This window comes from Micromonospora sp. NPDC049274 (genome assembly GCF_040678875.1).
In the GTDB taxonomy this organism is placed as follows: domain Bacteria; phylum Actinomycetota; class Actinomycetes; order Mycobacteriales; family Micromonosporaceae; genus Micromonospora.
In genome coordinates, this window is sequence record NZ_JBFAQS010000009.1 from 64,014 (window position 1) to 88,473 (window position 24,460).

The 24,460-nt window shown below is 71.8% G+C and carries 24 protein-coding genes and 1 pseudogene; 13 read left to right on the plus strand and 12 right to left on the minus strand.

Features of this window, described 5'->3' with window-relative positions:
- Positions 1-29 precede the first annotated feature (29 nt).
- Positions 30-428: a VOC family protein gene (locus tag AB0K10_RS18430; RefSeq protein WP_363684881.1), complete on the plus strand. Its 399-nt coding sequence runs from the start codon at positions 30-32 to the stop codon at positions 426-428.
- 28 nt (positions 429-456) lie between these two features.
- Here the strand turns inward: AB0K10_RS18430 and AB0K10_RS18435 are convergent, their stop codons facing one another.
- Positions 457-675, minus strand: a complete 219-nt coding sequence (locus AB0K10_RS18435; RefSeq protein WP_363684883.1) for a hypothetical protein — start codon at positions 673-675, stop codon at positions 457-459.
- 196 nt (positions 676-871) lie between these two features.
- Here AB0K10_RS18435 and AB0K10_RS18440 point away from each other — a divergent pair, with 196 nt between their 5' ends.
- The 3 genes from AB0K10_RS18440 (at position 872) to AB0K10_RS18450 (ending at position 3,078) form a co-directional block, all read left to right on the plus strand.
- Positions 872-1,528 (plus strand): TetR/AcrR family transcriptional regulator, encoded by a 657-nt coding sequence (locus AB0K10_RS18440; protein WP_363684885.1) that lies wholly within the window; start codon positions 872-874, stop codon positions 1,526-1,528.
- Between the two features lie 73 nt (positions 1,529-1,601).
- Positions 1,602-2,450 carry an MBL fold metallo-hydrolase gene (locus AB0K10_RS18445; protein ID WP_363684887.1) on the plus strand — a complete coding sequence of 283 codons (849 nt, stop codon included), beginning with the start codon at positions 1,602-1,604 and terminating at the stop codon, positions 2,448-2,450.
- Between the two features lie 7 nt (positions 2,451-2,457).
- Positions 2,458-3,078 carry a CGNR zinc finger domain-containing protein gene (locus AB0K10_RS18450; protein ID WP_363684889.1) on the plus strand — a complete coding sequence of 207 codons (621 nt, stop codon included), beginning with the start codon at positions 2,458-2,460 and terminating at the stop codon, positions 3,076-3,078.
- Positions 3,079-3,102: 24 nt separating this feature from the next.
- On the opposite strand, the gene AB0K10_RS18455 is transcribed toward AB0K10_RS18450, so the two are convergent.
- The gene (locus AB0K10_RS18455; RefSeq protein WP_363684891.1) at positions 3,103-4,065 is read right to left on the minus strand and encodes a zf-HC2 domain-containing protein; all 963 of its coding nucleotides are present in this window, start codon (positions 4,063-4,065) and stop codon (positions 3,103-3,105) included.
- Positions 4,066-4,137: 72 nt separating this feature from the next.
- On the opposite strand from AB0K10_RS18455, the gene AB0K10_RS18460 reads away from it, so the two are divergent.
- The 7 genes from AB0K10_RS18460 to AB0K10_RS18490 all read left to right on the plus strand — a co-directional run bounded on the left by AB0K10_RS18460 (position 4,138) and on the right by AB0K10_RS18490 (position 13,718).
- Positions 4,138-5,178, plus strand: a complete 1,041-nt coding sequence (locus AB0K10_RS18460; protein ID WP_363684893.1) for an SAM-dependent methyltransferase — start codon at positions 4,138-4,140, stop codon at positions 5,176-5,178.
- A gap of 395 nt (positions 5,179-5,573) precedes the next feature.
- Positions 5,574-5,663 (plus strand): K(+)-transporting ATPase subunit F, encoded by a 90-nt coding sequence (gene kdpF / locus AB0K10_RS18465; RefSeq protein WP_036410889.1) that lies wholly within the window; start codon positions 5,574-5,576, stop codon positions 5,661-5,663.
- Positions 5,663-7,318, plus strand: a complete 1,656-nt coding sequence (gene kdpA / locus AB0K10_RS18470; protein WP_363684895.1) for a potassium-transporting ATPase subunit KdpA — start codon at positions 5,663-5,665, stop codon at positions 7,316-7,318. Before kdpF ends, kdpA begins: the two co-directional genes overlap by 1 nt.
- Before the next feature lie 20 nt (positions 7,319-7,338).
- Entirely contained in the window at positions 7,339-9,534 is a 2,196-nt protein-coding gene (kdpB, locus tag AB0K10_RS18475; protein ID WP_363684897.1) for a potassium-transporting ATPase subunit KdpB, read from the plus strand.
- On the plus strand, positions 9,534-10,415 hold the full coding sequence (locus AB0K10_RS18480) for a potassium-transporting ATPase subunit C (protein ID WP_363684899.1): 882 nt from the start codon (positions 9,534-9,536) through the stop codon (positions 10,413-10,415). Before kdpB ends, AB0K10_RS18480 begins: the two co-directional genes overlap by 1 nt.
- Positions 10,416-10,488: 73 nt before the next feature.
- On the plus strand, positions 10,489-13,041 hold the full coding sequence (locus AB0K10_RS18485; RefSeq protein ID WP_363684901.1) for a DUF4118 domain-containing protein: 2,553 nt from the start codon (positions 10,489-10,491) through the stop codon (positions 13,039-13,041).
- Positions 13,038-13,718 carry a response regulator gene (locus tag AB0K10_RS18490; protein ID WP_363684903.1) on the plus strand — a complete coding sequence of 227 codons (681 nt, stop codon included), beginning with the start codon at positions 13,038-13,040 and terminating at the stop codon, positions 13,716-13,718. The genes AB0K10_RS18485 and AB0K10_RS18490 overlap by 4 nt, the downstream gene beginning before the upstream one ends.
- Positions 13,719-13,758: 40 nt before the next feature.
- Here AB0K10_RS18490 and AB0K10_RS18495 read toward each other — a convergent pair whose 3' ends face one another.
- Complete coding sequence (locus AB0K10_RS18495) at positions 13,759-14,691, minus strand: SDR family oxidoreductase (RefSeq protein WP_363684905.1); 933 nt, start codon at positions 14,689-14,691, stop codon at positions 13,759-13,761.
- A gap of 183 nt (positions 14,692-14,874) precedes the next feature.
- Between AB0K10_RS18495 and AB0K10_RS18500 the strand changes: the two genes are divergently transcribed.
- The gene (locus AB0K10_RS18500; protein ID WP_363684907.1) at positions 14,875-15,627 is read left to right on the plus strand and encodes a dienelactone hydrolase family protein; all 753 of its coding nucleotides are present in this window, start codon (positions 14,875-14,877) and stop codon (positions 15,625-15,627) included.
- A gap of 49 nt (positions 15,628-15,676) precedes the next feature.
- Here AB0K10_RS18500 and AB0K10_RS18505 read toward each other — a convergent pair.
- The 9 genes and pseudogenes from AB0K10_RS18505 to AB0K10_RS18545 all read right to left on the minus strand — a co-directional run.
- Positions 15,677-15,763: pseudogene (locus tag AB0K10_RS18505) on the minus strand (DUF421 domain-containing protein); the annotation flags it as partial.
- A 33-nt stretch (positions 15,764-15,796) separates the two neighbouring features.
- Complete coding sequence (locus AB0K10_RS18510) at positions 15,797-16,903, minus strand: L-dopachrome tautomerase-related protein (RefSeq protein WP_363684909.1); 1,107 nt, start codon at positions 16,901-16,903, stop codon at positions 15,797-15,799.
- A 98-nt stretch (positions 16,904-17,001) separates the two neighbouring features.
- Positions 17,002-17,883 carry an SMP-30/gluconolactonase/LRE family protein gene (locus AB0K10_RS18515; protein WP_363684911.1) on the minus strand — a complete coding sequence of 294 codons (882 nt, stop codon included), beginning with the start codon at positions 17,881-17,883 and terminating at the stop codon, positions 17,002-17,004.
- A gap of 85 nt (positions 17,884-17,968) precedes the next feature.
- Positions 17,969-18,910: a sugar kinase gene (locus AB0K10_RS18520; RefSeq protein ID WP_363684913.1), complete on the minus strand. Its 942-nt coding sequence runs from the start codon at positions 18,908-18,910 to the stop codon at positions 17,969-17,971.
- Complete coding sequence (locus AB0K10_RS18525) at positions 18,907-19,527, minus strand: bifunctional 4-hydroxy-2-oxoglutarate aldolase/2-dehydro-3-deoxy-phosphogluconate aldolase (protein WP_363684915.1); 621 nt, start codon at positions 19,525-19,527, stop codon at positions 18,907-18,909. Before AB0K10_RS18525 ends, AB0K10_RS18520 begins: the two co-directional genes overlap by 4 nt.
- The gene (locus AB0K10_RS18530; protein ID WP_363684917.1) at positions 19,524-20,378 is read right to left on the minus strand and encodes a hypothetical protein; all 855 of its coding nucleotides are present in this window, start codon (positions 20,376-20,378) and stop codon (positions 19,524-19,526) included. Before AB0K10_RS18530 ends, AB0K10_RS18525 begins: the two co-directional genes overlap by 4 nt.
- Positions 20,372-21,517, minus strand: a complete 1,146-nt coding sequence (gene dgoD, locus AB0K10_RS18535) for a galactonate dehydratase (RefSeq protein ID WP_363684919.1) — start codon at positions 21,515-21,517, stop codon at positions 20,372-20,374. Before dgoD ends, AB0K10_RS18530 begins: the two co-directional genes overlap by 7 nt.
- A complete protein-coding gene (locus AB0K10_RS18540) occupies positions 21,514-22,224 on the minus strand; it encodes an FCD domain-containing protein (RefSeq protein ID WP_363684921.1) in 711 nt (236 codons plus the stop codon). Before AB0K10_RS18540 ends, dgoD begins: the two co-directional genes overlap by 4 nt.
- A 35-nt stretch (positions 22,225-22,259) precedes the next feature.
- Positions 22,260-23,006 (minus strand): SDR family oxidoreductase, encoded by a 747-nt coding sequence (locus AB0K10_RS18545; protein ID WP_363684923.1) that lies wholly within the window; start codon positions 23,004-23,006, stop codon positions 22,260-22,262.
- A gap of 158 nt (positions 23,007-23,164) precedes the next feature.
- On the opposite strand from AB0K10_RS18545, the gene AB0K10_RS18550 reads away from it, so the two are divergent.
- Complete coding sequence (locus AB0K10_RS18550) at positions 23,165-24,460, plus strand: extracellular solute-binding protein (RefSeq protein ID WP_363684925.1); 1,296 nt, start codon at positions 23,165-23,167, stop codon at positions 24,458-24,460.

The window sequence follows — 24,460 nt, forward strand, 5'->3', positions numbered from 1 at the left end:
GTACCGACCGTACTGAGCAGGGAGAAGGCATGGATTTCGTATCGATCCGCATCATCACCGGTGACATCAACCGCCTGGTCGGCTTCTACGAGAAGATCACCGGCGTGCAGGCGGTCTGGGGCAACGAGGACTTCGCCGAGTTGCGCACCGCCCACGGCACGCTGGCGATCGGCAGTACCCGCACGGTCCCACTGTTCGCGCCAGGGTCGGCCCGCCCGGCCGACAACCACACCGTGATCATCGAGTTCCTCGTGGCAGACGTGGACGCGCTCTACGAGAAGCTGAAGAACGTGGTGGAGGACTTCGTGAACGAGCCCACGACCATGCCCTGGGGTAACCGAGCCCTGCTCTTCCGCGATCCCGACGGCAACCTGGTCAACTTCTTCACCCCGGTGACCCCCGACGCGATCGAGAAGTTCAGCCGCTGACCAGGTTGGCGCAGCCAGGGCGCGTGAACTACTCGGCCTCGTCGCCGTCGATGGGGCGAGGTGGGCGATGCTCGGCGATCCACGCCTCCACATCGGCCCGCAGCCAGACCGTGGTCCCGTGCAGCCGCTGGAACGGCGCGGGGAAGGTCGGATAGCGGATGAGCTGACGCATCCGGGTCCGGCTCACGCCGCCGAGCAACTCCTGCAACTCGTGCGGACCGACAAGTGGACCCGGGACCTCACCCATCAGTCGACGGTAGGGCGATCAGGAATGCCGAATTGCGTCTACCTTCTTGCGCAGCCAACGTGGTCCGGCGCCGCCGTGGCCAGTGATCGTGGCCGTCCGTTGATCAGGTGATGAAAAGTAGGTTCTATGCCCGCTCCTGACCTACTTTTCATCACTTGATCAAAGGGAGGGGGCGGCTGCCGCTAGGGTCGGGCAGATGAGTGTCGAGACGGCTCCTCGTCGCCGCCGGTTGGAGCCGGACGCCCGGCGCGGGCAGATCCTCGCCTGCGCGGTCCGGCTGTTCGGCGAGCGGCCGTACGCGGACGTGTCGACCACCGACGTCGCCCGGGAGGCGGGAGTCGCCCGGGGCTTGGTCAACCACTACTTCGGCACGAAGAAGGACCTCTACCTGGAGGTCGTCCGGGTCATGGTGACCATTCCGGAGGTTGCCCTGGAACGGCTGCCCAGGGGTGATCTGCGGACCAGGGTGGAGGCCAGCGTCTCGTGGTTCCTGGACGTGGTGTCCCGGCACAGCACGTCCTGGTTGGCGGCCGTCACCGCACGGGGGATGGGTGGCGACGCCGACGTGGAGCGGGTGCTCGCCGAGGCCGAGGAGGTCGCGGCGGACCGGATGCTCGTCGCCGTCGGGCTGGCCGGCGAGGCGGAGCACCGCGAGGAGTTGCGCGGGATGGTTCGGGCGTACGGCGGGCTGGCCACGTCCACGGCGCGCGAATGGCTCCAGCGCGGCGCTCTGACCCGCTCCCAGGTGCACCTGCTGCTCACCGCCACGCTGCTGACGATCGTGGAACAGGTCATCCCGCAGGTCATCGCGGGGAAGGAGTTGACGCGGGAGACTCGGCAAACACTGGGCTGAAATAAGCATAAGGCTTACGCTTATTTCGTCGAGGTGCGCCAACGCGCGCGGCCCGCGTTACCGAGGAGGAGAAATGCCCACATCTGCCCTGTCCTACGAGGTCTTGGTCTTGGATGGCCCGGTCCGGGCCGGAGACCAGCGCATGCCGGACGGCTCACCCATCCACTTCAATCCGACAGCCACCACCCTGATCTCGGGGGCCGAGGAGGCGCTGCTGGTGGACCCGCCGTTCACCTACGAGCAGATCGCGACGGCGGGCGACTGGATCGAGCGGTCGGGCAAGCGGCTGACTGCCATCTACGCCACCCACGGGCACGGCGACCACTGGTTCGGTGCCCCTGAGCTGGTCAAGCGCTTCCCCGACGCCGTCACCTACGCGACGCCCGGGACCATCGAGGTCATGCACCAGCAGGCCACCGTCGGGCGCCAAGAGGTCTTCGACAAGGTCTTCCCCGGGCTGATCCCGGAGTCGCCTGTCGACGCCATTCCGGTGCCGCCCGGCGGAATCCTGCTCGAAGGCAACGTCGCCGAGCCGGTCGAGACCGGGCACACCGACGGCGACCAGACCACAGTCCTGCACGTGCCGTCGATCGGCCTCGTGGTGGCCGGCGACGTCGTCTACAACGGGGTCCACCAGTACCTGCTGGAGACCGTCAACGGTGGCCTGCGGGAGTGGCTGAAGGCCCTCGACCGCGTCGAGGCCCTCGCGCCCCGGGCGGTCGTGGCCAGCCACAAGAACCGCAACCGCCCCGACGACCCGTCGAGCATCGACGAGACCCGGAGGTACCTGCTGAACGTGGAGCGGCTGTTGGCTGAGGAGTCGACAGCCCTTGGGTTCTTCGACGCGATGATGGAGCTCTATCCGGACTGGGTCAACCCGGGACCGCTGTGGTACGGGGCGCTCGGCCTGATCGGAAAGTGATGTGACAATGCCGTCGGTGTCCCCTCCGCCGTGGCCCGCCACCGCGAGATACGGCCTCGACCCCGCACCGGGCGGCCTCGGGCTCGTCCAGGACCTGCTCAACACGCTCCCGGCCGGCGCCCCGCGCCAGCCGGATCTCCTCGACGATCTCGACAGTGCCACGCAGTGGGCGGACGATGTCGCCGTCCGGTGGTCGACGGCCACCGGGCGACCGGCACCCGACGTGACGCTCGACCCGACAGGCCTGCGGGCGCTGCGGACCTTCCGCGACGAGCTGCGGTACGGGATCGACGCCAGGCTCCACGCCACACCGGGATCCGCGCCGCCCGAGCCGGCACCGGCACCTCGTGCGACAGGCGCCACGCTGCGGCTCGACGGGAACGGCTCGGTCCACCTCGATCCCGCCGGGACGGGGGCCGAGTCGCTTGTCTCCCTCGTCCTGGCGGAGTTGTTCGCGGCGCAACTCACCGACGTCGGCCGGCGCATCAAGACCTGCCGCAACCCCCGGTGCCAGGTGGCGTTCTACGACCGCTCCCGCAACAACAGCGGGGTCTGGCACTCCGTCCGCATCTGCGGCCTTCCGGCCAACCTGCGGGCCCACCGAGCGCGCCAACGGCAGGCGGACTGAACAGATCGCGCAGTCCGCCGCCGCTCAGGCGGCCCGACGGCCGCCGGCCTGACCGGTCCGTGCGGCTTGGCCGGTCCGTGCGGCTTGGCCGGTCCGTGCGGCTTGGCCGGTCCGTGCGGCTTGGCCGGTCCGTGCCGCTTGGCCGGTCTGTGCCGCTTGGCCGGTCCGTGCCGCCGGGGCGGCGTACCGGTCGGCGGCCTGCGCGGAGAACGGCTCGGCGCGCACGACCCGTAGTGGCCGTTCGGTCTCGTCCACGCCGAACCTCCACCGCGACGGCGTCGGCTGCCGTTGCGGCGCGGGACCGCCGGGGCGCAGCCCGGGCCGGGACAGCAGCACGGTGATCAGGTAGCCGACCACCAGGAACCCGTGGCTGACCAGGCGCTCCCCGCCCACCGAGCCGGTGGCGAGGTCGTTGACCGAGAGCAGCAGCAGCGTGCCGACGAACGCGCTGAGCATCGGCAGGAGACCCGCCGGCGGGCTGCGGCGTATCGCCACGAAGAGGAAGCCGGCGCCGACCGCCACGTTCCAGGCGGCCGACTCGTGCCACAGGTGCTGGCCGGCGGCGTGCACGTGGTCGCCTGTCGCTCCCCGGCCCACCTGGGCCAGGCCGAGCACGAGCTGGACCGCGCCGAGCAGCCCGAGCGCCGCGCGCAGCCCGACGACCAGGCCGGCGCGGCCGGGCAGGCGAAGCCGCCAACGCGACCGGCGGGCCGGCGTCGTGTCATCGGCGTCGGCACCGGAAGCCGCGTTGGCACCGGCACCGGTAGCCGCGCCGGCCCCGACGGCGGCCAGGATCGCGTCGGTCCGGTCGGGCACATCGGTGACCAATCGGGTACGAATCCGGCGCGTCACCGCGACAGCCGTCGCGAACCAGGCCCGGCACTGGGCGCACTCGTCCAGGTGCCCCTGCGCCGCCGCCCCTTCGGCGGCGGTCTCTTCCCCGTCCAACTGCGCGGACAGGACCTCCCGCCACTGCTCACACCCCATGTGTGGGTAGTCGGTCCGCAGGCCGCTCCGGTTCCCGGCGATCCGGGCACGTTGTGGAATACTCGCCGGATCATGACGCGCTACGGCCTGCTGATCCTGCCTGCCACCAACCGGGTGTACGCCCGCTCCGCCATCGACCTCACCCGGGCCGAGCTGGAGATCTTCGGCCGGTCAGCGCTCGACGGCCGGATCGGTGAGTTGGACACCGAGGTCGTCGGCGGTGCCACCTATGTCACCTTTGCCGGTGACGGGCTGACCGAGCGGGACCTGGCCGTCCTGGGCAACCTCTCCGCCGGGTACGCGCTGTTCGAGATCGTCGGCGACCTGCTGCGCCCGGTCGAGTGGAGCCGGCTGGACCGCTACGACGACGATCTGCTCACCATCCAGAAGTACCCCGGCAAGACGAACGAGCAGTTCACCAAGCTGCTGCTCAACGTCACCCTGCTCGCGTCGGACTGGGCCGGCGAGCTGACCAGCCGCCGGTTCCGGGTGCTCGACCCGCTCTGCGGTCGGGGCACCACTCTCAACCAGGCGCTGATGTACGGGTTCGACGCCGCCGGGATCGAGCGCGACCAGAAGGACGTCGAGGCGTACCGGGCGTTCGTCACGACCTGGCTGAAGCAGAAGCGGGTCAAGCACCGTGTGCTGGAGTCGGGGCCGGTGCGGCGGGAACGCAAGGTGGTCGGCCGGCGGGTACGCATCGAGTTGGCGCCGACGCGCGAGGAGCACAAGGCGGGCCGCACTCAGTTGCTGGACGTCGTCAACGCCGACACCACCCGTTCGGCGGAGTTCTTCCGGCCGGAGACGGTCGACCTGGTGGTCGCCGACGCACCGTACGGCGTACAGCACGGCAGTCGTACCGCCGATCAGGGCCTGGCGCGTGACCCGCTGGCGCTGCTCGCGGAGGCCGCGCCAGTCTGGGCGCGGCTGCTGCGCCCCGGCGGGGCGCTCGGCATCTCGTGGAACACCCACGTTGCCAGCCGTGAGGACGCGGCGGCGGCGTTGGCCGACGCCGGCCTGACCGTGGTCGACGAGGAGCCCTACCGCGCGCTGCGGCACCGGGTGGACCAGTCGATCATGCGAGACGTGCTGGTGGCCCGCCGCCCGGCCTGACCCGGCCACACCCCGCGCCAGCCGGCGCGCCCGGCCGCCCGGCTGGCGATCCTCTCGACTTCCCGGAACTCGGGGTGTCCGGGGCCGCTTAAAGCCCCGGTTTCCTGAAACCCGAGTCGATCAGCCCTGCGGGCGCCGGAGTTCTGTGCCGCATTTCACCTGTTCAGCGGGCCTGTGTGAAAACCGCGTCAAGAAAAGGTTCGCTGCCGTCATGGTCGCGTTATGACCCCTGCCGTCCGGCGGGTGGTGGGGCTTTGATTGCCCGGCGCGACCGGAAGGCGGTCGCGACGAACCTTTCCGGTAAGAGGAGTCAGCGTGTCTGACGTGGTGTTCGTGGTCCTCACGGTGGCGCTGTTCGCAGTGCTCGCCCTGGTGGTCCGGGCGGTGGAGAAGCTGTGAACGCGGTAAACGCCGTCGGTCTGGTGCTCGCGGTCGTCCTGGGCGCGTTCCTGGTGTTCGCCCTGCTGTTTCCGGAGCGCTTCTGATGACCATGACAACAGCGGGCGTCATCTTCATCGTGACGCTGGTGGCGGCCCTCGTCGCCGTCTACAAGCCGTTCGGTGACTACATGTTCCGGGCGGTCGCCGGAACGAAGCAGTCCCGGGCCGAGCGGGGGGTCTACCGACTGGTCGGGGTCAACCCGGCCGCCGAGCAGACCTGGGGCGTGTACGCCCGCAGCGTGCTGGCGTTCTCCGCGGTCTCGATCCTGTTCCTGTACCTGTTCCAGCGGGTGCAGAACCACCTGTGGCTGTCGCTGGGCTTCGACCCGGTGGTGCCGCACGGCGCGTGGAACACGGCCGTGTCGTTCGTGACCAACACCAACTGGCAGTCGTACTCGGGTGAGTCGACGATGGGTCACCTGGTGCAGATGGCCGGCCTGGCCGTGCAGAACTTCGTCTCGGCGGCGGTCGGCATCGCGGTGGCGGTGGCGCTGGTACGCGGCTTCGCTCGCAGCCGCACCGGGCAGCTCGGCAACTTCTGGGTGGACCTGACCCGGATCACGCTGCGCATTCTGCTGCCGATCGCGGTGCTCGGCGCCATCGCGCTGATGGTCGGCGGGGTGGTGCAGAACCTCTCCGGCGGCACCGACGTGAGCACGCTGACCGGCGGCGCCCAGACCGTCACCGGCGGCCCGGTTGCCAGCCAGGAAGTGATCAAGGAGCTGGGCACCAACGGTGGCGGCTTCTACAACGTCAACAGCGCGCACCCGTTCGAGAACCCCACGACCTGGACGAATTGGCTGGAGATCTTCCTGATCTTCCTGATCCCGTTCAGCCTGCCCCGGGTCTTCGGCCGGATGGTCGGGCAGAACCGGCAGGGCTACGCCATCGCGGCGGTGATGGGCATCCTCGCGTTCGCCAGCGTCGCCATCACCAACATCTTCGAGCTGGCCGGCCACGGCACGGTGCCCCAGGCGGTCGGCGCGGCGATGGAGGGCAAGGAGGTGCGGTTCGACGTGTCGAACTCGGCCACCTTCGCCGCCGCCACCACGCTCACCTCTACCGGCGCGGTCAACTCGTTCCACGACTCGTTCACCTCGCTCGGCGGCATGATGACGATGGTCAACATGATGCTCGGCGAGGTCGCGCCGGGCGGCACCGGTTCCGGCCTCTACGGTCTGCTGATCCTCGCGGTGATCACGGTGTTCATCGCCGGGCTCATGGTCGGCCGCACCCCTGAGTACCTGGGCAAGAAGATCGGGTCACGGGAGATCAAGTTCGCCTCGCTGTACTTCCTGATCACACCGATCCTGGTGCTTGTCGGTACGGCGGCGGCGTTCGCCACCGGCAACAACTCCACAGCGCTCAACGTCGGCCCGCACGGCCTCTCCGAGGTCCTGTACGCCTTCACCTCGGCAAGCAACAACAACGGCTCCGCCTTCGCCGGCATCACCGTCAACACCACCTGGTGGGACACGGCGCTCGGGCTGTGCATGCTGCTGGGCCGGTTCCTGCCGCTCATCTTCGTGCTCGCGTTGGCCGGCTCGCTGGCCCGCCAGGCACCCACCCCCGCGTCCGAGGGCACCCTGCCGACCCACCGACCGCTGTTCATCGGCATGGTCGTCGGCGTCACGGTGGTCCTCGTCGCGCTGACCTTCCTGCCCGCGCTCGCGCTCGGCCCGCTGGCAGAGGGGCTCTGACCATCATGAGGAACGAGGACATGTCCGTCACGTCCGCCCCGACAGAGCAGCTCCCCGGCACTCCGGCGACCCAGGGCAACCGGGTCGGCGGGGGCCTGCTCGACCCCCAGCAGCTCGTCCGATCCCTGCCGGACGCCGTACGCAAGCTCAACCCGACCACCCTGTGGCGCAACCCGGTGATGCTGATCGTGGAGATCGGCGCCGCCTTCACCACAGTCCTCGCGGTGACCGACCCGTCGGTGTTCGCCTGGGCGATCACCATCTGGCTCTGGCTGACGGTGATCTTCGCCAACCTGGCCGAGGCGGTCGCCGAGGGCCGGGGCAAGGCCCAGGCCGCCGCCCTGCGGCAGGCCAAACGGGACACCATCGCGACCCGGCTGCTCGACTGGAAGCCGGGCGCGCGGGCCAACACCTACCGCGACGAGGCGGTACCCGCACCGGAGCTGCGCCAGGGCGACGTGGTGCTCGTCGAGGCGGGCGGCATCATCCCCGGCGACGGTGACATCGTCGAGGGCATCGCCAGCGTCGACGAGTCGGCAATCACCGGCGAGTCGGCCCCGGTCATCCGGGAGTCCGGTGGGGACCGCAGCGCGGTCACCGGCGGCACGAAGGTGCTCTCCGACCGGATCATCGTCAAGATCACCCAGAAGCCGGGGGAGAGCTTCATCGACCGGATGATCGCCCTGGTCGAGGGCGCCAACCGGCAGAAGACACCGAACGAGATCGCGCTGAACATCCTGCTCGCCGCGCTCACGGTCATCTTCCTGCTGGCCGTGGTCACCCTCCAGCCGCTGGCGATCTTCTCCAAGGCGTACCAGGCGGCCGCCCCGGACAGCGGGGCGATCACCGGCTCCGGCGTCACGGGTGTCGTGCTGGTCTCGCTGCTGGTCTGCCTGATCCCGACCACCATCGGCGCGCTGCTCTCCGCGATCGGCATCGCCGGAATGGACCGGCTCGTGCAGCGCAACGTGCTCGCCATGAGCGGCCGGGCCGTCGAGGCGGCCGGCGACGTCAACACCCTGCTGCTGGACAAGACCGGCACCATCACGCTTGGCAACCGGCAGGCCGCCGAGTTCGTACCTGTCGAGGGGATCGACACCGCGGCCCTGGCCGACGCGGCGCAGCTGTCCAGCCTGGCCGACGAGACCCCGGAGGGGCGCTCGGTCGTCGTACTGGCGAAGAACGAGTTCGGGCTGCGCGAGCGCGAGCCCGGCGTGATGCCGCACGCCACCTTCGTGCCCTTCACCGCGCAGACCCGGATGAGCGGCGTCGACCTGACCCCGGACGCCAGCGTGGACGCCGGCGCGGCGGGCACGGCCCGCCGGGTCCGCAAGGGCGCCGCCGCCGCGGTGATGAAGTGGGTACGCGAGAACGGCGGCCACCCGACCGAGCAGGTAGGCGAGATCGTGGACGCCATCAGCGGCACCGGCGGCACGCCGCTTGTCGTCGCCGAGCACGTCGACGGTGAGCCCGCCCGCGCCCTGGGCGTCATCCACCTCAAGGACGTCGTCAAGTCCGGGATGCGCGAGCGGTTCGACGAGATGCGCCGGATGGGCATCCGGACCGTGATGATCACCGGTGACAACCCGCGTACCGCGAAGGCCATCGCCGACGAGGCCGGGGTGGACGACTTCCTGGCCGAGGCGACGCCGGAGGACAAACTCGCGCTGATCAAGCGGGAGCAGGAGGGTGGCCGGCTGGTCGCGATGACAGGTGACGGCACCAACGACGCGCCGGCGCTCGCGCAGGCCGACGTCGGGGTGGCCATGAACACCGGCACGTCGGCCGCGAAGGAGGCCGGCAACATGGTCGACCTCGACTCCGACCCGACCAAACTGATCGAGATCGTGGAGATCGGCAAGCAGTTGCTGATCACCCGTGGCGCGCTTACCACGTTCAGCATCGCCAACGACATCGCGAAGTACTTCGCGATCATCCCGGCCATGTTCGCCGGCCTCTACCCGAGCCTGGACGCGCTGAACATCATGCGGCTGGCCAGCCCGGAGTCGGCGATCCTGTCCGCCGTCATCTTCAACGCCCTGGTGATCATCGCGCTGATCCCGCTCGCCCTGCGGGGTGTGCGGTACCGGCCGGCCGCCGCGTCGAAGCTGCTCAGCCGCAACCTGCTGGTCTACGGACTGGGCGGCATCATCGTCCCGTTCATCGGGATCAAGCTCATCGACCTGCTCATCCAGTTCATCCCGGGGATTTCGTGATGCGTCTACCCACCTGGATCGCCCAACACCTCGCCGCCCTGCGCGCCCTGCTCGTCTTCACGGTGCTGCTCGGGCTGGTCTACCCGCTGGCCCTGGTGGCAGTCGGCAAGCTGCCCGGCCTCAACCACAAGAGCGACGGTTCACTGATCGAGTCGGGCGGGACGACGGTCGGCAGCTCGCTGATCGGCCAGTCCTTCACCGACGCGGACGGCAACCCCGTCGCCCGCTACTTCCAGTCCCGCCCGTCGGCCGCCGGCGACGGCTACGACCCGACGTCCACCTCGGCCAGCAACCTTGGCCCGGAGAGCGTCGTCGACACCCTGGCCACCGACCCGGAGGAGGCCAGTGAGAGCCTGCTGACCCAGGTCTGCGGGCGCAGCAAGGCCATCGGCGAGCTCGACGGCGTCGACGGACGGCGGCCCTACTGCACCGACGACGGGGTGGGCGCCGTGCTGGCGGTCTTCCGTGCCGACGGTCTGACCGGCCGGGTCACCCGGGTGGTGAGCGTCAACCAGGTCGCCCCGGCCACCCCGTTCGTGTCCTCGTACCAGGGGGTGCCGGTGGAGCTGGCCCAGCCGGGCGAGGACTACGTGGCCGCCGGCGGGGTGGTCACCCCGATCCGGGGCGACGCGCCCGCCGACCCAGCCGTGCCCGCCGACGCGGTCACCGCCAGCGGCAGCGGCCTCGACCCGCAGATCAGCCCGGCGTACGCCGAGTTGCAGGTCAACCGCGTCGCGCGGGAGCGCGGGGCCGACCCGGCGGCGGTTCGCAAGCTGGTCGACGAGCACACCGACGGGCGCGGGCTCGGGTTCATGGGTGAGCCGAGAGTCAACGTGTTGGAGCTCAACCTCGCGCTCGACAGGCAGTTCGCGGCGCGCTGAGCGCACTCGCGAGCGGGGCCGTGCCGACCGGGCGCGGCCCCGCCCGACGATCTGACCAGGGAGGATGAACCCCGTGCCACGCGGAGAACTGCGCATCTATCTCGGGGCCGCCCCCGGCGTCGGCAAGACGTACGCCATGTTGGAGGAGGCCCAGCGGCGAGCCTCGCGCGGCGCCGACGTGGTGATCGGCTTCGTGGAGACCCACGGTCGCCCGCACACCGCCGCGATGCTCGGCGACCTGGAGCAGGTGCCCCGGCGCGCGATGACCTATCGGGGCGCCGAGTTCACCGAGATGGACGTGGACGCGGTGCTGGCCCGCCAGCCGGAGATCGCTGTGATCGACGAGCTGGCACACACGAACGTGCCCGGCTCCCGCCACGACAAGCGCTGGCAGGACGTCCAGGAGCTGCTCGACGCGGGGATCGACGTGCTGTCCACGGTCAACGTGCAGCACCTGGAGTCGATGAACGACGTCGTCGCGCAGATCACCGGCACCACGCAGCGGGAGACCGTGCCCGACGAGATCGTCCGCGCCGCCGAGCAGGTCGAGCTTGTCGACATGACCCCGGAGGCGCTGCGCCGCCGGATGGCGCACGGCAACATCTACCGACCCGACAAGATCGACGCCGCGCTGGGCAACTACTTCCGGTTCGGCAACCTCACCGCGCTACGTGAACTGGCGCTGCTCTGGCTTGCCGACAAGGTCGACGAGCAGCTCGACAGGTACCGCAGCCAGCAGGGCATCGCCGCCACCTGGGAGGCCCGGGAACGCGTCGTGGTGGCGTTGACCGGTGGCCCGGAGGGCGAGACGCTGATCCGCCGGGCGGCCCGGGTCGCCGCCCGCAGCAAGGGCGCCGACCTGCTCGCCGTGCACGTGGCGCGCAGCGACGGCCTGGCCGGCGCGGACCCGGCCCAACTGGCCCGCCAGCGGGTGCTCGTCGAGAGCCTCGGCGGCACGTACCACCAGGTGCTCGGCACCGACGTGCCGGCCGCGCTGCTCGACTTCGCGCAGGGCGTGAACGCCACCCAGTTGGTGCTCGGGGCCAGCCGGCGGGGTCGCCTCGCGCAGATCTTCGCCCGGGGCGTCGGGGTGACCACCACAGCGCTCTCCGGCTCGATCGACGTGCACCTCGTCAGCCACCGGCAGGCCGGCAAGGGACGCCGGGCGGCGGCCGTGCCGGCGGCGCTGTCCCGCCGTCGACGGCTGCTCGGCTTCGGCCTGGCCGTGCTGGGCATGCCGCTGCTCACACTGCTGCTGAAGGCCCTGCCCGACCTGACGCTCACCAACGACATCCTGCTGTTCCTCGCCGGGGTCGTCGGGGTCGCGCTTGTCGGCGGCGTGTGGCCGGCGCTGATCGCCGCGCTCGGCGGGTCGCTGCTGCTCAACTGGTTCTTCACCCCGCCGTACCGCACGCTGACCATCGCCGAGGCCGACAACCTGCTCGCCCTTGCCGTCTTCGTCGGGGTGGCGCTGGCGGTGAGCTGGATCGTCGACGTGGCCGCCCGGCGTACCCGGGAGGCCGCGCGGGCCGCCGCCGACGCGCAGACCCTCGCGGCCGTCGCCGGTGGCGTGCTGCGCGGCGAACGCCCCCTGCCTGCCCTGCTCGACCAGCTCCGGGAGACCTTCGGGCTGCGCGCGGTGAGCGTGCTGGAGTTGGCCGAGGAGGCCAGCGGCCGCCCCGAGCGCGCCCGCGAGGAGCACGCCTGGTGCGTGGTGGCAAGCGTCGGCGAGCAGCCGGCGTGCACGCCCGACGGCGGCGAGACGGCGGTACCCGTCGACGACCGGATCACAGTCGTGCTCAGCGGCCGGCGGATGCAGGCCGCCGACCGGCGGATCGTCGAGGCGTTCGCCGCCCAGGCCGCCGTCGCCCTGCGCCAGGAACGGCTCGCCGAGGAGGCCGCCACCGCCCGGCCCCTCGCCGCCGCCGACCGGATGCGTACCGCGCTGCTCGCCGCGGTCAGTCACGACCTGCGTACGCCGCTCGCCTCGGCGAAGGCGGCGGTGACGAGCCTGCGCAGCCACGACATCGAGTTCGACGAGGCCGACCGCGAGGAGCTGCTGGAGACCGCCGAAGAGTCGCTGGACCGGCTCGCCCGACTGGTCGGCAACCTGCTGGACATGAGCCGACTCCAGGCCGGCGTCCTGGGCATCTCCGCGACGGCCATCGGCCTGGAGGACGCCGTACCCCTGGCGTTGGACGAACTTGGCCCGGCGGCCGCGACTGTCGGCACGGACATCCCGGCCGACCTGCCGGCCGCGACCGCCGACCCGGGCCTGCTGGAACGGGTGCTGGTGAACGTCATCGCCAACGCGCTGCGCTACAGCCCGCCCGACCAACCGCCCACAGTCACCGCCAGCGCGCACGCCGGCCAGGTGGAGCTGCGGGTCATCGATCGGGGGCCGGGCATCCCCGAGGACCAGTGGGAGCACGTCTTCCTGCCGTTCCAACGCCTCGGCGACCGGGACAACCAGACAGGCGTGGGCCTCGGGCTCGCCCTGTCCCGGGGGTTGGCCGAGGCGATGGGTGGCAGCATCACCCCCGAGACCACGCCCGGCGGTGGGCTCACCATGGTGCTGCGGTTGCCCGCCGCCGCGCAGACCAGCCCGGAGGAGCCGCAGGAATGACGCGCATCCTGGTCGTCGACGACGAACCGCAGATCCTGCGCGCCCTGCGGATCAACCTGCGCGCCCGCCGGTACGAGGTGGACGTCGCCGCCACCGGCGCTGCCGCGTTGAAGGCCGCCGCCAGCCACCCGCCCGACCTCGTGGTCCTCGACCTCGGCCTGCCCGACATCGACGGTGTGGAGGTGATCCGCGGCCTGCGCGGCTGGACCGCCGTGCCGATCATCGTGCTCTCCGGCCGGGCCGGCAGCGAGGACAAGGTCGCGGCGCTCGACGCGGGCGCGGACGACTACGTCACCAAGCCGTTCGGGGTGGAGGAGTTGCTGGCCCGCATCCGCGCGGTCACCAGGCGGCTCGCCGCGCCCAGCGAGGCCGTGCCGGCGCTGCGGATCGGCCGGCACACGGTCGACCTGGCCGACCACCGGGTGTGGCGCGACGACGACACCGAGGTCAAGCTGACCCCCATCCAGTGGAGCGTGCTGGAGAAGCTGCTGCGGCACCCCGGCAAGCTGGTCAGCCAGCGCCAGCTCCTCCAGGACGTGTGGGGGCCGGAGTACCAGAACGAGACGAACTACCTGCGGCAGTACCTGGCCCAGCTGCGACGCAAGCTGGAGGACGACCCGGCCCGCCCCCGCCACCTCATCACCGAGCCGGGAATGGGCTACCGCTACCGGCCGTGACCCCGGTGACCAGCGGCAGCCCGGAGGGCGGGCGTGACGGTCAGTTGCCGGGGAACTCGACGCCCACCAGGTTCTCGGAGACGGTCCAGAGGCGGGCGGCGTCGTCGGTGTCGCGGGCCGAGCGGTAGACGGCCAACTCGGTCGGCGCCCCGGTGAACTGCCCCAGGCCGTCCGGGCCGTAGAACCGGCCGCCCTGCGCCTGCGGGCTGGTCGCCGCGTAGAGGGCGGGCAGCAGCCCCGCGTCCACCGAGTGCACCAGGAGGCCCCAACGGGCCAGGCGGTTCATCACCGCGTGGTGCGGCGAGGGTCGGCTGCGGCCCAGGTTGGGGCCGGACGCGTACAGGTTGGTCATCGTGGTGCCGGGATGGGCGACGTTGCTGACGACGCCCCAGCCGCCGGCTCGGCTGCGGCCGTCGAGCTCCAGCCCGAAGTGCAGGGTGGCGAGCTTGGAGGCGTTGTACGAGCGGACCGCACCGTAGCGGTGGGTGCTCTGCAGGTCGTCCCAGTCCAGGCGACCTGAGCGGGCGGCGCTGCTCGACATGGTGGTGACCCGGGCCCGGCCGGCTCGCAGCAGCGGCAGGAGCCGCCCGGTCAACGCGAAGTGGCCGAGATGGTTGGTGCCGAACTGCAGCTCGAAGCCGTCCGCCGTGGTGTGTCGGGTGGGCGGCGCCATGACACCGGCGTTGTTGATCAGAAGGTGGATCGGCCGCCCCTCGCCCAGCAGCCCGTCGGCTAGCGCCGCCACCGAGTCCAGCGAGGCGAGATCCAGCTCCCGGGTCGACACGGTGGCGCCCGGCGCGGCGGCCCGCACGGTGGCCAGCGCGGCGGCGCCCTTGGCCGCGTTGCGGACCGGCAGTACCACCTCCGCACCGGCTCGGGCCAGCCGGGTGGCCAGGCCGAGGCCCAGCCCGTCACTGCCGCCGGTCACCACGGCGAGCTTCCCGGTCAGGTCCCCAACGGTCAGGTCGAGCACGACGTACCTCCAGGTCGACGATGTCCTTCATCGGTCACGCACAACCCTGGGCCGACCGTCGCCCGGTACCCAGGGCGACCTTGTCCAGGGATCGGCGGTCCCTGGCTGGCGGACCGCTGCCGGGCACGTCGGCGCGGCGAGTAACGTTCCAGACGGACCAAGATCGGCGTACGAGGAGGCTCGATGCAGACGACGGTGGACATTACGACCGGCGATGGGATCGCGGACGCAAGCCTCACCCGCCCGGACGGGGACGGCCCGTTTCCGGCGGTGCTGCTGTTCATGGACGCGTTCGGGCCCCGCCCCCGCCTCGTGGAGATGGCCGAGCGGATCGCGGAACGCGGCTACCTGGTGCTGACGCCCCACCTCTTCTACCGGGCCGGCCGGGCGCCGCTGTTCGACCTGTCGGGTCTCGGCGATGCCGACAAGCGCGGCGCGATCTTCGAGAAGATCATGCCGCTGATCGGCGCGTTGACCCCCGACGTGATCAGCCGGGACAGCGCCGCCTACCTCGACTTCTTGGCCGCCCGCGACGACGTCCGGCCGGGGCCGGTCGTGATCACCGGCTACTGCATGGGCGGCACCAACGCGCTGCGGGCCATCGAGGCGCATCCGGACCGGATCGCCGCGGTGGCGAGCTTCCACGGTGGGCGGATCGTCACCGACGCGCCGGACAGCCCGCACCTGGGCGTCGACTCGATCACGGGCGAGGTGTACTTCGGCCACGCCGACGCCGACCAGTCGATGACGCCCGAGCAGATCGCCACGCTGGAGAAGGCGCTGGACAGCGCCGGTGTGCGCTACCGCTCCGAGGTGTACGCGGGCGCCCACCACGGCTACACGATGGCCGACACCCCGGCGTACGACGAGCAGGCCACCGAACGCCACTGGGCAGCCCTGTTCGACCTGCTCGACCGCGTCCTCCCCACCACCTGACGCAGGCGTTGTTCAGCCGAGGCCGCCCCGTTCGTCGCGGTCGGAGGGTGAACAGCGCGAGGTACATGACGCTGCCCCGGACCACGATCTCCAACAGCGGGGTGTCCGGGACGAACACCTCTTGCCAGTCGGCCACCCGACGGGCTACCCGCCGTCCGAGCACCCATACCTACTCGCGGCGCAGCAGCACCGGGCCGGCGTCGATGCGGGTGCGGAACAGCGCGTACGGCTTGCGTCGCAGGTCCTGGCCCCGCTGGTACTGCGCCTGCCGGTGCAACTGGTTGGCGGTCACGTAGAGATGCCCGTCGGTGGCCACCGACATGGTGTCCGGCCAGAGCAGTCGCGGGTCGTGGACGAGCGTCTCGTACTGGCCGTCCGGGTGCCGCCGCAGCACCGCGTTGTGCTCGTACGAGGTGAGGTAGATCCGCCCGGCGTCGTCGGACTCCAACCCGTCCGACCCGGTTGCCTTGTCCCCCTCGTCCACGACAGTGGCCGCCACCGCCTCCTGGGTGACCGACGGGTCGGCGAGCGCCTCGGCGGACACGCTGTACAGGCGTCGGGAGATCAGCGGCGCGTAGTACAGCCGGCTGCCGTCGGCCGAGATGGCGATGCTGTCGGAGCCCATGCTCATCGGCTTCGGCGGCCCGTCCTTCGGGCGGGACATGAGCGGCCGGCCCTCGACGAAGGGGCGGTAGTTCTGCAGCGGCTCCGCCTTCGTGGAGGGGTGGTCGTGCAGCCGCCGCCAGGAGGCCCCACTGGCCAGGTCGACCACGATGATCCCGTTCGGCCCGGAGTCCGTCGAGTCGGTGATGTACGCGACCCCGGCCTCCCCCCGGCGCAGGTCGAAGCGGACGTCGTTGAGGTACGTCGTCGGCGGCGCCACGTCCTGCGGGAAGGTGATCACCTGGGCCACGGTGTCGGTGTCCAGGTCGATCCGGACCAGCTTCGGCCCGCCCGGCTTGGTGGGCTGGAACATCGGGCTCCCGGTGTCCACCACCCAGAGCCGGTCCGCCGGGTCCACCACGATGCTCTGCACCGACACGAACGCGCCCGCGTCGTCGTCGCCGGACGGGGTGTTCCACGCCTGGTCGGGGTAGGGCACCTCCCGTCCGTCGCGCAGCTCGACGACTGTGGCCGGCACGTCGTCGCCCCACTTCGGGAAGTTGACGAAGATCCGGCCCCGGTGCGAGACGCTCACCCCGGTAGGCATCGGCCCGGTGAACGTGTGCACCAGCTCCAGCTCGCCGAGCGGCTCGTCGCCGACCGGCCCGTTCATGACGCCCACTCCACGGTGCTCATCGACTCGCTCCCTAGCGTCGGCTGGTACCGCTTCGGAAGCGGTTGTTCCCGCCCTGGCGTCCGATATACCTCCGATCAGCTCACTGGCGCACCGGCTCGCGCGGCGGGCAGGCCGGGCACCGGGACGTCCACCGCGAGCAGCGCGCCGTCCTGCGGGCCCGGCGTGTCCAGCCCTACCCGGGCGGTGCCGATGAAGAGGCGGCGCAGGTCGGGGCCTCCCAGACAGATGCCGGCCGGCTGCCTGGCCGGCAGTCGGACCTCCCGGTCGAGGGTGCCGTCGGGCCGGTAGCGGCGGACCGCGGAGCCGCCCCACAGCGCGATCCAGAGGTGGCCGGCCGCGTCGAGCGTCATGCCGTCCGGGCCGCCGTCGGCCGGCGACAGTCGCACGAACGGCTCCCGCCCGTGCAGGGCGCCGGTGGTGGGGTCGACGGTGAACCTGTCGATCTCCCCGCGTGGCGTGTCGGCCAGGTACATGGTGGTGCCGGCCGCGTCGAACGCCGGCCCGTTCGGGATGGCCAGCCCGGTCACCGCGGGCACCGGCTCGGCGCCCGGGGTGAGGCGGAACAACGTGCCCCCGCCGGGCACCGCGGCGTACGTCATGCTGCCGGCCCAGAAGCGGCCGTGCGGGTCGGCGACCGCGTCGTTCATCCGGGTCGGCTCGGACGCGTCACCGACGAGGTCGGCCACTGGCCGGGGATCGCCGGTGGCGGGCAGCACTGTGACGCCGGTGCCGGCGGCGGCCAGCCACTCGCCCGGTCGGTCGACCACCGGGGCGACCGCGCCGAGCGGCACGTCGAGGCGGCGCAGCTCGCGCAGCGGGCTCGGGGCGTCGCCGTCGGTCTCCAACAGCCGCCCGGCCAGCAGGTCGACCAGGACCAGCCGGTCGTCGACCCAGCGCAGCCCCTCACCCAGCTCCAGCCGGTCGGTGCTCCAGACGGTCGGCTCGGTCAGCTCCATGGTGCTCCTCCAAGGGATCTCCGGTCGGCGGCGGCTGGTCCGCGCCGGTCGTCGGTGCGCCGGCCCCCGCCGGCCGTCGCAGCGTTCAGCGGACCGTACCTCCGGGCCCGTGGTCCAGCAGCGTCAGCTCCGCCCGGTCGGGCAGGCCCTCCCAGTCGCCAGTGGTGGCGACCGCGAACGCGCCGGTGGTGACCGCCCGGTCCAGCCGGGCCGAGACGTCGGCGCCGTCCAGCCAACCGGAGAGCAGGCCGGCCACGAAGGCGTCGCCCGCGCCCACGGTGTCCACCACCGGCACCGTCCGGGCCGGCCGGTGCGTGGCGCCTGTCGCGCGGTGACTGGTGGCCCCGTCGCCGCCGTGCTTCACGACGACCTCGGTCACGCCCGCCGCGAGCAGCGCGCCGACCGGGTCGGACGCGTCGCTCAGCACGGCCAGCTCGTCGTCGGAGGCGACCACCAGGTCGATCGAGGGCAGCAGCGGTCGCAGCGCCGCCGCGGCCTCGGCGACCGACCAGAGCCGGCTGCGATGGTTGACGTCCAGGCAGACGGTGCTGCCCGCCGCACGCGCCCGGCGTACGGCCTCCACCACCGCCTGGTACGGCCCGGCGCCCAGCGCGCAGGTGATGCCCGTGACGTGCAGCAGTCGGGGCGGCGGCCCGGGCGCGTCGAAGACGCGTGTGACGTCGGCCGGGCCCAGCCGGGAGCCGGCTGAGCCGGCGCGGTGGTACGTGACCCGGTTGATGTCGGCGACCCGGTTCTCGAAGAGGATCAGCCCGGTGGGAGCGGCCGGGTCGACCCGGGACCAGGTCAGGTCGACGCCCTCGGCGCGCAGCGTACGACGGACCAGCTCGCCGGGCTCGTCCGCGCCTGTGACACCGAGCCAGGTGGCGTGGTGACCGAGCCGGGCCAGCCCGATGGCCACCGTCGACTCGGACCCGGCGACGGAGATCCCAGCCGTGCCGCCCAGCCGCAGCGGGCCTGTGGCGCGGAAGGCAGCCATCGTCTCGCCGAGCGTGAGCAGGTCGGTCACTGCCGTACCGCCGCGAGGAAGGCGGCTGCGCGCTCGCGCAGCGCCGCCGGGTCACCGCCGCGGACGGCGTCGCCGAGCAGTGGCGAGCCGACGCCTACCGCCACCGCTCCCCGGTCGAGGTAGCGTCGCGCGCCGTCCGCGTCGATCCCGCCGACCGGCACGAACGCGGTGCCTGGGAACGGGTCACGCAGCGCGCCCAGGTAGTCGGGCCCACCGAACGAGGCGGGGAAGAGTTTGACGGCGGCGGCGCCCGCGCTGCTGGCCTGCACCACCTCGGTGGGGGTGAGCGCACCGGCGAGCACCGGCAGGTCGAGCCGGGCGGCCTCGGTGACGCTCGGCGCCAGCGCCGGGGTGACGAGGAAGCCGGCCCCGGCCTCGGCGGCCGCCCGGGCGTCCTCGGCGCTGAGCACGGTGCCGGCGCCCAGGGCGTACCCGGGCCCGAGGGCGGCCCGGGCACGGCGGATGATGCCGAGCGCATCGGCGCTGGTCAGCGAGACCTCGACCAGGGCGACGCCGCTCTCGGCCAGGGTGAGCACGGCGGCCAGCGCCGCGGCCGGGTCCGGGCCGCGCACGATGGCCAGCAACCGGTGGGTACGCAACTCGTCGAGCAGGTTCATCGCGAATGTCCTCGGTGGATGCGGTGGGCGGAGATGGTGAGTCGCCAGGCGACCTCACCGGTGTGCGGGACCATCGCCGCGTCGGAGGGACCGGCGTCGGCCAGGTCGAAGGCGGCGCCGAGCATCGGCTCGACACCGACGCTGCGGTAGGGACTGTCGGTCGGCCAGCCACCCAGGTTGCGCCAGAGCGCCGTGCTGCGGGGCTGGTCGGCGCACTCCAGCTCCAGGGTCAGCCGGTCGTCGCCGTCGCACACCTGGACGCGGGGGCAGTCGAGCAGCACCGCGCCGAGGGCGGTGCCGTCGTCGGGGCCGAGAGTGTCCAGCGGCAGACCGGCGGGGGAGGGCCACGACCCGGTGAGCCACGGGTCGCCGTCGCGCCAGGCGCCCGGAGGGAGCAGCGCGGCGGCCTCCGGGTGCAGCCGGGTCAGGGTGCCGGCGGGCGCGTCGAGGCGGGCGGCGGGGGAGATGTCGAGGAGGGCGTGCGCGGCCCAGACGAACCGGTGACCGGGGTCGGCGGCCAGTCGGTAGTCGGCCACCACCACGCCACAGTCATCGGTGATCCGGCGGCTCAGCGTGAACGTCGGCCGCTGGATCACCACGGTGCCGGGGCCGGCGCTCCGCCACGGCCGCGACCACACCTCGCCGTGGTCGGGTAGCCCGCGCACGGTGGGCAGGCACTCCTCCAGGCGGCCGGCGTCGACAAACGGGTCGTCGGGGCGTACGTCGTGCCGGCCGTGCGCCGGGCCCCGCCACAGCCACTCCCGGCCTCCGCCGTTGAGGCTGGTCCACCGGCCGCCGTGCGCGGCGTCGTACGCCACCCGCAGCGGCACCGGCGTCGCGCCGGTCACCATTCGGCGAACGACCCGTCGGCGTGCTGCCAGACCGGGTTGCGCCAGGTGTGTGGGGTCTGCGCGGCCTTCCGGACCGCCGCCTCGTCCACGGTGATGCCCAGGCCCGGCCGGTCGAAGCGGGCGATGTGCCCGTCCACGAAACGGAACGGCTCCGGGTCGAGCACGTAGTCCAGCAGCTCCGAGCCGACGTTGTAGTGGATGCCGATGCTCTGCTCCTGGATCAGGAAGTTCGGCGTCGCGAAGGCCACCTGGAGGCTGGCCGCCAGGGAGATCGGGCCGAGCGGACAGTGCGGGGCGAGCAGCGCGCCGTACGTCTCGGCCAGCGCGGCGATCCGGCGGACCTCGGAGATGCCACCGGCGTGCGACAGGTCCGGCTGGACGACGGCGACACCGGCCTGCAACGGGGTGAGGAACTCGGAGCGGCCGTAGAGGCGTTCACCGGTGGCCACCGGGATCGGAGTGCCGGCGACGATGTCGCGCAGGTGGTGGGCCTGGTCGGGCAGGACCGGCTCCTCCACGAAGAATGGGCGCAGCGGCGTCAGCTCGGGCAGGATGCGGCGTACGGCGGCCAGCCCGGCACGGCCGTGGAAGTCCAGCGCGATGTCCCGATCCGGGCCGAGCACCTCCCGGGCGGCGGCGACCCGATTGACGACGGCGTCCACCTCGGCGGAGGTGGGGATGGCGGAGAGCCGACCGCAGGCGTTCATCTTGACCCCGGTGAGGCCCGCGGCGACCTGCGCGGCGGCGGCGTCGGCGATCTCGTCGGGCTCGTCCCCGCCGATCCAGGAGTAGATCCGTACCCTCTCGCGGACGGGTCCGCCGAGCAGGGCGTGCACCGGTGCCGCGTACGCCCGCCCGGCGATGTCCCACAGTGCCTGGTCGAGGCCGGCGACCGCGCTGGAGAGGATCGGGCCGCCCCGGTAGAAGCCGCCCTTGGTGAGCACCTGCCAGTGCTGCTCGATGCGCAGGGGATCCTGACCGATCAGGTATTCGGAGAGCACCTCGACGGCGCTGCGCACCACCTCGGCGCGGCCCTCGACGACCGGTTCACCCCATCCGACGAGCCCGTCGTCGGTCTCCACCCGGCAGAACAACCACCGTGGCGCGACCAGGAACGTCTCGATCCGCTCGATCTTCACTGACTGCCCCTTCGTCCCCGTGCCTTCTCGACGTCGCGGACGGCCTTGTCCAGCAACTCACGCATGGCGGTCTCGGCCGCCGACTCGTCCCGCTCGCGCAGCGCGTCGACGACCGCGCGGTGGCTCGGCACCGGGTCGTCGTGCGCGGCGCCGCCGTGCACGAGGCGGTCGCGTTCGGCGAGCCCGGTCTCCATCACCACCTCCATCCGTTCCAGCAGCTCGTTGTGGGTGGCGGCGAGCAGCGCGCGGTGGAAGGCGAGGTCGGCGGCGACGGCGGCGGCAGGGTCACCGTCGGCCTCGGCCATCTCGGTGAGTGCCCGGTCGAGGGCGGCCACGTCGTCCTCGGTCGCGCGGGTGGCGGCCAGCCGCGCGGCGGCCGGCTCGATGATGGCGCGCACCTCGTGCAGCTTTTCCAGCAGACGCTCGTCGGGGCCCTCGGCGAACTGCCAGCGGATCACGTCGCCGTCGAGCAGGTTCCAGTCGGCGCGGGGCCGGACGAAGGTGCCGCGCTTCTGCCGGGCGTCGACGATGCCCTTGGCGGAGAGGACCTTCAGCGCCTCGCGCAGGGCCGTCAGGCTGACGTCGAACTCCTCCTGGAGCGCGACGATGTTCAGGGTCGCGCCGGCAGGGATCTCACCGGTGAGGATGCGACGGGCGATCGCTTCGACGGTCTGCCCGTGAATGCCGCGGCGTGCGTACTGTGCCAATGCTCCTGGCCTTCTCGCTGGTCGGTATCGATCTCTCAGGCCGAGGCTTTCACCGCTGTCCAGCCACCGTCCACCACGAGGCTCGCGCCGGTGACGTAGGCGGCGTCCGGCGAGGCGAGGAAGGCGACTGTCGCGGCCACCTCGTCCGGGGTGCCGAAGCGCTTCGTCACGGTCTCGGCGACGCTGCGCCGGCGGTCCTCTTCGGACACGTCGGCCCAGGCGGCGGTGAGGATGGGACCGGGCAGCACGGTGTTGACCCGCACCTGTGGCCCGTACTCGACGGCGAGTTGCCGGCCGAGCGCGACCAGGCCGCCCTTGGCCGCGGCGTACGCGGGCCGGCCGGGCAGCCCGACCAGCGCGTGTACCGAGGAGATCAGCACCACCGCGCCCGCGCGTGCCCGCAGGTCGTCCAGGCAGGCGCGGACGCCGAGGAACGAGCCGGTGAGGCTGACGCCGAGCTGGTGGTCCCAGGACTGCCGGCTGGTCTCGTGGGCCGGGGCGACCCGCACGGCGTACGCGGTGCTGACGAGGATGTCGACCGGGCCGAGGCCGGCCCGTACGGCGGTCACGGCCGCCGTCCAGTCGGCCTCCTCGCTGACATCGCCCACTACGGACAGTGCGCGGTCACCGCGAGCGGCCAGTTCCTCGGCCAGCGGTGTCGTGTCGGCCACGTCGAGCAGTGCGACGGCCGCGCCTTCGGCAGCGAGTCGCCGGGCGATGGCCGCGCCGATCCCACCCATCGCGCCGGTGACCAGCGCGTTCTTGCCTTCAAGCCGGCGCATAGGCTGATCCACCTGACCTCGCCTTGATCTCATCTAATCATTAATTACGAAGATATCTTGACAGCCGGCGACGGCCGATGCAACCTTCTGGTCACACACATTCACATGGCCGACACATCGCGTCGTGACGCTGCGTGTCGTAGAGGAAGGACACCACCGTGAGCGACTTCGACCCCGGTCGCCGGCGATTCCTTGGCCACCTCGGGCTCGCGGGCCTGGGTGCGCTCGGCGCGAGCTCGTTCCTCAGCGCGTGCGCCAGCTCCGCCAGCGGGCCGGCCGCGGGCAACGGCTCGGGCGCGGTCACCATCCAGTCCAACCTCTCCTCGCCGCAGGCCAAGGCGGCGATGGAGAAGCTGATCGAGACGTTCAACAAGCAGGGCAAGGGCACGGCGAGCCTCAACACGATCGCCTCGGAGACCTTCCGGACCCAGCTCCCGACGTACCTCACCTCGGCGAACCCGCCGGACCTCTACACCTGGTACGCGGGCTCGGTAGCCAACGACTACGCCAGCAAGAACCTGCTGCTGGACGTCTCCGACGTGTGGAAGTCGCTTGGCGACTACCCCCAGTCGTTGCGCACCCTCTCCACCGACGCCAGCGGCAAGCAGATCTTCGTGCCGATGAACAACTACTGGTGGGGCTTCTTCTACCGCAAGTCCAACTTCGCCAAGTGGGGCGTGCAGGAGCCGAAGACCTGGACCGAGTTCCTGGCCCTCTGCGAGACGCTGAAGAGCAAGGGCGTTCCCCCGATCGGCATCGGCCTCGGCGACACCCCGTGGGTGGCCTCGGCCTGGTTCGACTACCTCAACATCCGGATCAACGGCGCGCAGTTCCACCGCGAGCTGCTCGCCGGCAAGCAGCGCTTCGACGACCCGAAGGTCAAGGCGGTGTTCACCCGCTGGCGGGAGGCCCTGCCCTACTTCGACCCCAAGGGCAAGGCGTACCCGTTCCAGGAGGCGACCACCGCGCTGCTGGCCGGCAAGACGGGGATGTTCCTGATCGGCACGTTCTTCGCCGACGCCGCCCCCAAGCACGCCCTCGGCGACCTCGACTTCTTCCGGTTCCCGATCATCGACCCGGCGGTACCGCTGGCCGAGGAAGCGCCGACGGACGGCTTCTTCGCCAGCGCGAAGACCGCCAACCCGACCGGCACCCGGGCCCTGCTCACCTACCTGGCCTCGACCGAGGCGCAGGAGGCGTACGTCAAGGCCAGCTCCGGCATCGTCCTGCCGGCCAACCCGAAGGCCAAGGCGTCCGACTCGCCGCTGGTGGCCAAGGGCAAGGCGATGTTGGACGAGGCCAAGGAGCTGACCCAGTTCTTCAACCGCGACTCCAGCGACGCGCTCCAACCGACCGCGGACACCGCGCTTACCAAGTTCATCGACAAGCCGGACCAGATCGACGCGATCCTGCGGGAGTGGCAGGCCGGCGCCGAGAAGGTCTTCAAGGGCTGA

Coding starts and splice junctions, on each gene's coding strand:
- AB0K10_RS18450 (WP_363684889.1), top strand. CDS start 2,458: ATGCCGTCGGTGTCCCCTCCGCCGTGGCCCGCCACCGCGAGATACGGC.
- AB0K10_RS18445 (WP_363684887.1), top strand. CDS start 1,602: ATGCCCACATCTGCCCTGTCCTACGAGGTCTTGGTCTTGGATGGCCCG.
- AB0K10_RS18455 (WP_363684891.1), bottom strand. CDS start 4,065: ATGGGGTGTGAGCAGTGGCGGGAGGTCCTGTCCGCGCAGTTGGACGGG.
- AB0K10_RS18510 (WP_363684909.1), bottom strand. CDS start 16,903: ATGAACGGGCCGGTCGGCGACGAGCCGCTCGGCGAGCTGGAGCTGGTG.
- AB0K10_RS18460 (WP_363684893.1), top strand. CDS start 4,138: ATGACGCGCTACGGCCTGCTGATCCTGCCTGCCACCAACCGGGTGTAC.
- kdpA (WP_363684895.1), top strand. CDS start 5,663: ATGACCATGACAACAGCGGGCGTCATCTTCATCGTGACGCTGGTGGCG.
- kdpB (WP_363684897.1), top strand. CDS start 7,339: ATGTCCGTCACGTCCGCCCCGACAGAGCAGCTCCCCGGCACTCCGGCG.
- AB0K10_RS18545 (WP_363684923.1), bottom strand. CDS start 23,006: ATGCGCCGGCTTGAAGGCAAGAACGCGCTGGTCACCGGCGCGATGGGT.
- AB0K10_RS18435 (WP_363684883.1), bottom strand. CDS start 675: ATGGGTGAGGTCCCGGGTCCACTTGTCGGTCCGCACGAGTTGCAGGAG.
- AB0K10_RS18440 (WP_363684885.1), top strand. CDS start 872: ATGAGTGTCGAGACGGCTCCTCGTCGCCGCCGGTTGGAGCCGGACGCC.
- AB0K10_RS18515 (WP_363684911.1), bottom strand. CDS start 17,883: ATGGAGCTGACCGAGCCGACCGTCTGGAGCACCGACCGGCTGGAGCTG.
- AB0K10_RS18530 (WP_363684917.1), bottom strand. CDS start 20,378: ATGGTGACCGGCGCGACGCCGGTGCCGCTGCGGGTGGCGTACGACGCC.
- AB0K10_RS18500 (WP_363684907.1), top strand. CDS start 14,875: ATGCAGACGACGGTGGACATTACGACCGGCGATGGGATCGCGGACGCA.
- AB0K10_RS18490 (WP_363684903.1), top strand. CDS start 13,038: ATGACGCGCATCCTGGTCGTCGACGACGAACCGCAGATCCTGCGCGCC.
- AB0K10_RS18430 (WP_363684881.1), top strand. CDS start 30: ATGGATTTCGTATCGATCCGCATCATCACCGGTGACATCAACCGCCTG.
- AB0K10_RS18525 (WP_363684915.1), bottom strand. CDS start 19,527: ATGAACCTGCTCGACGAGTTGCGTACCCACCGGTTGCTGGCCATCGTG.
- AB0K10_RS18480 (WP_363684899.1), top strand. CDS start 9,534: ATGCGTCTACCCACCTGGATCGCCCAACACCTCGCCGCCCTGCGCGCC.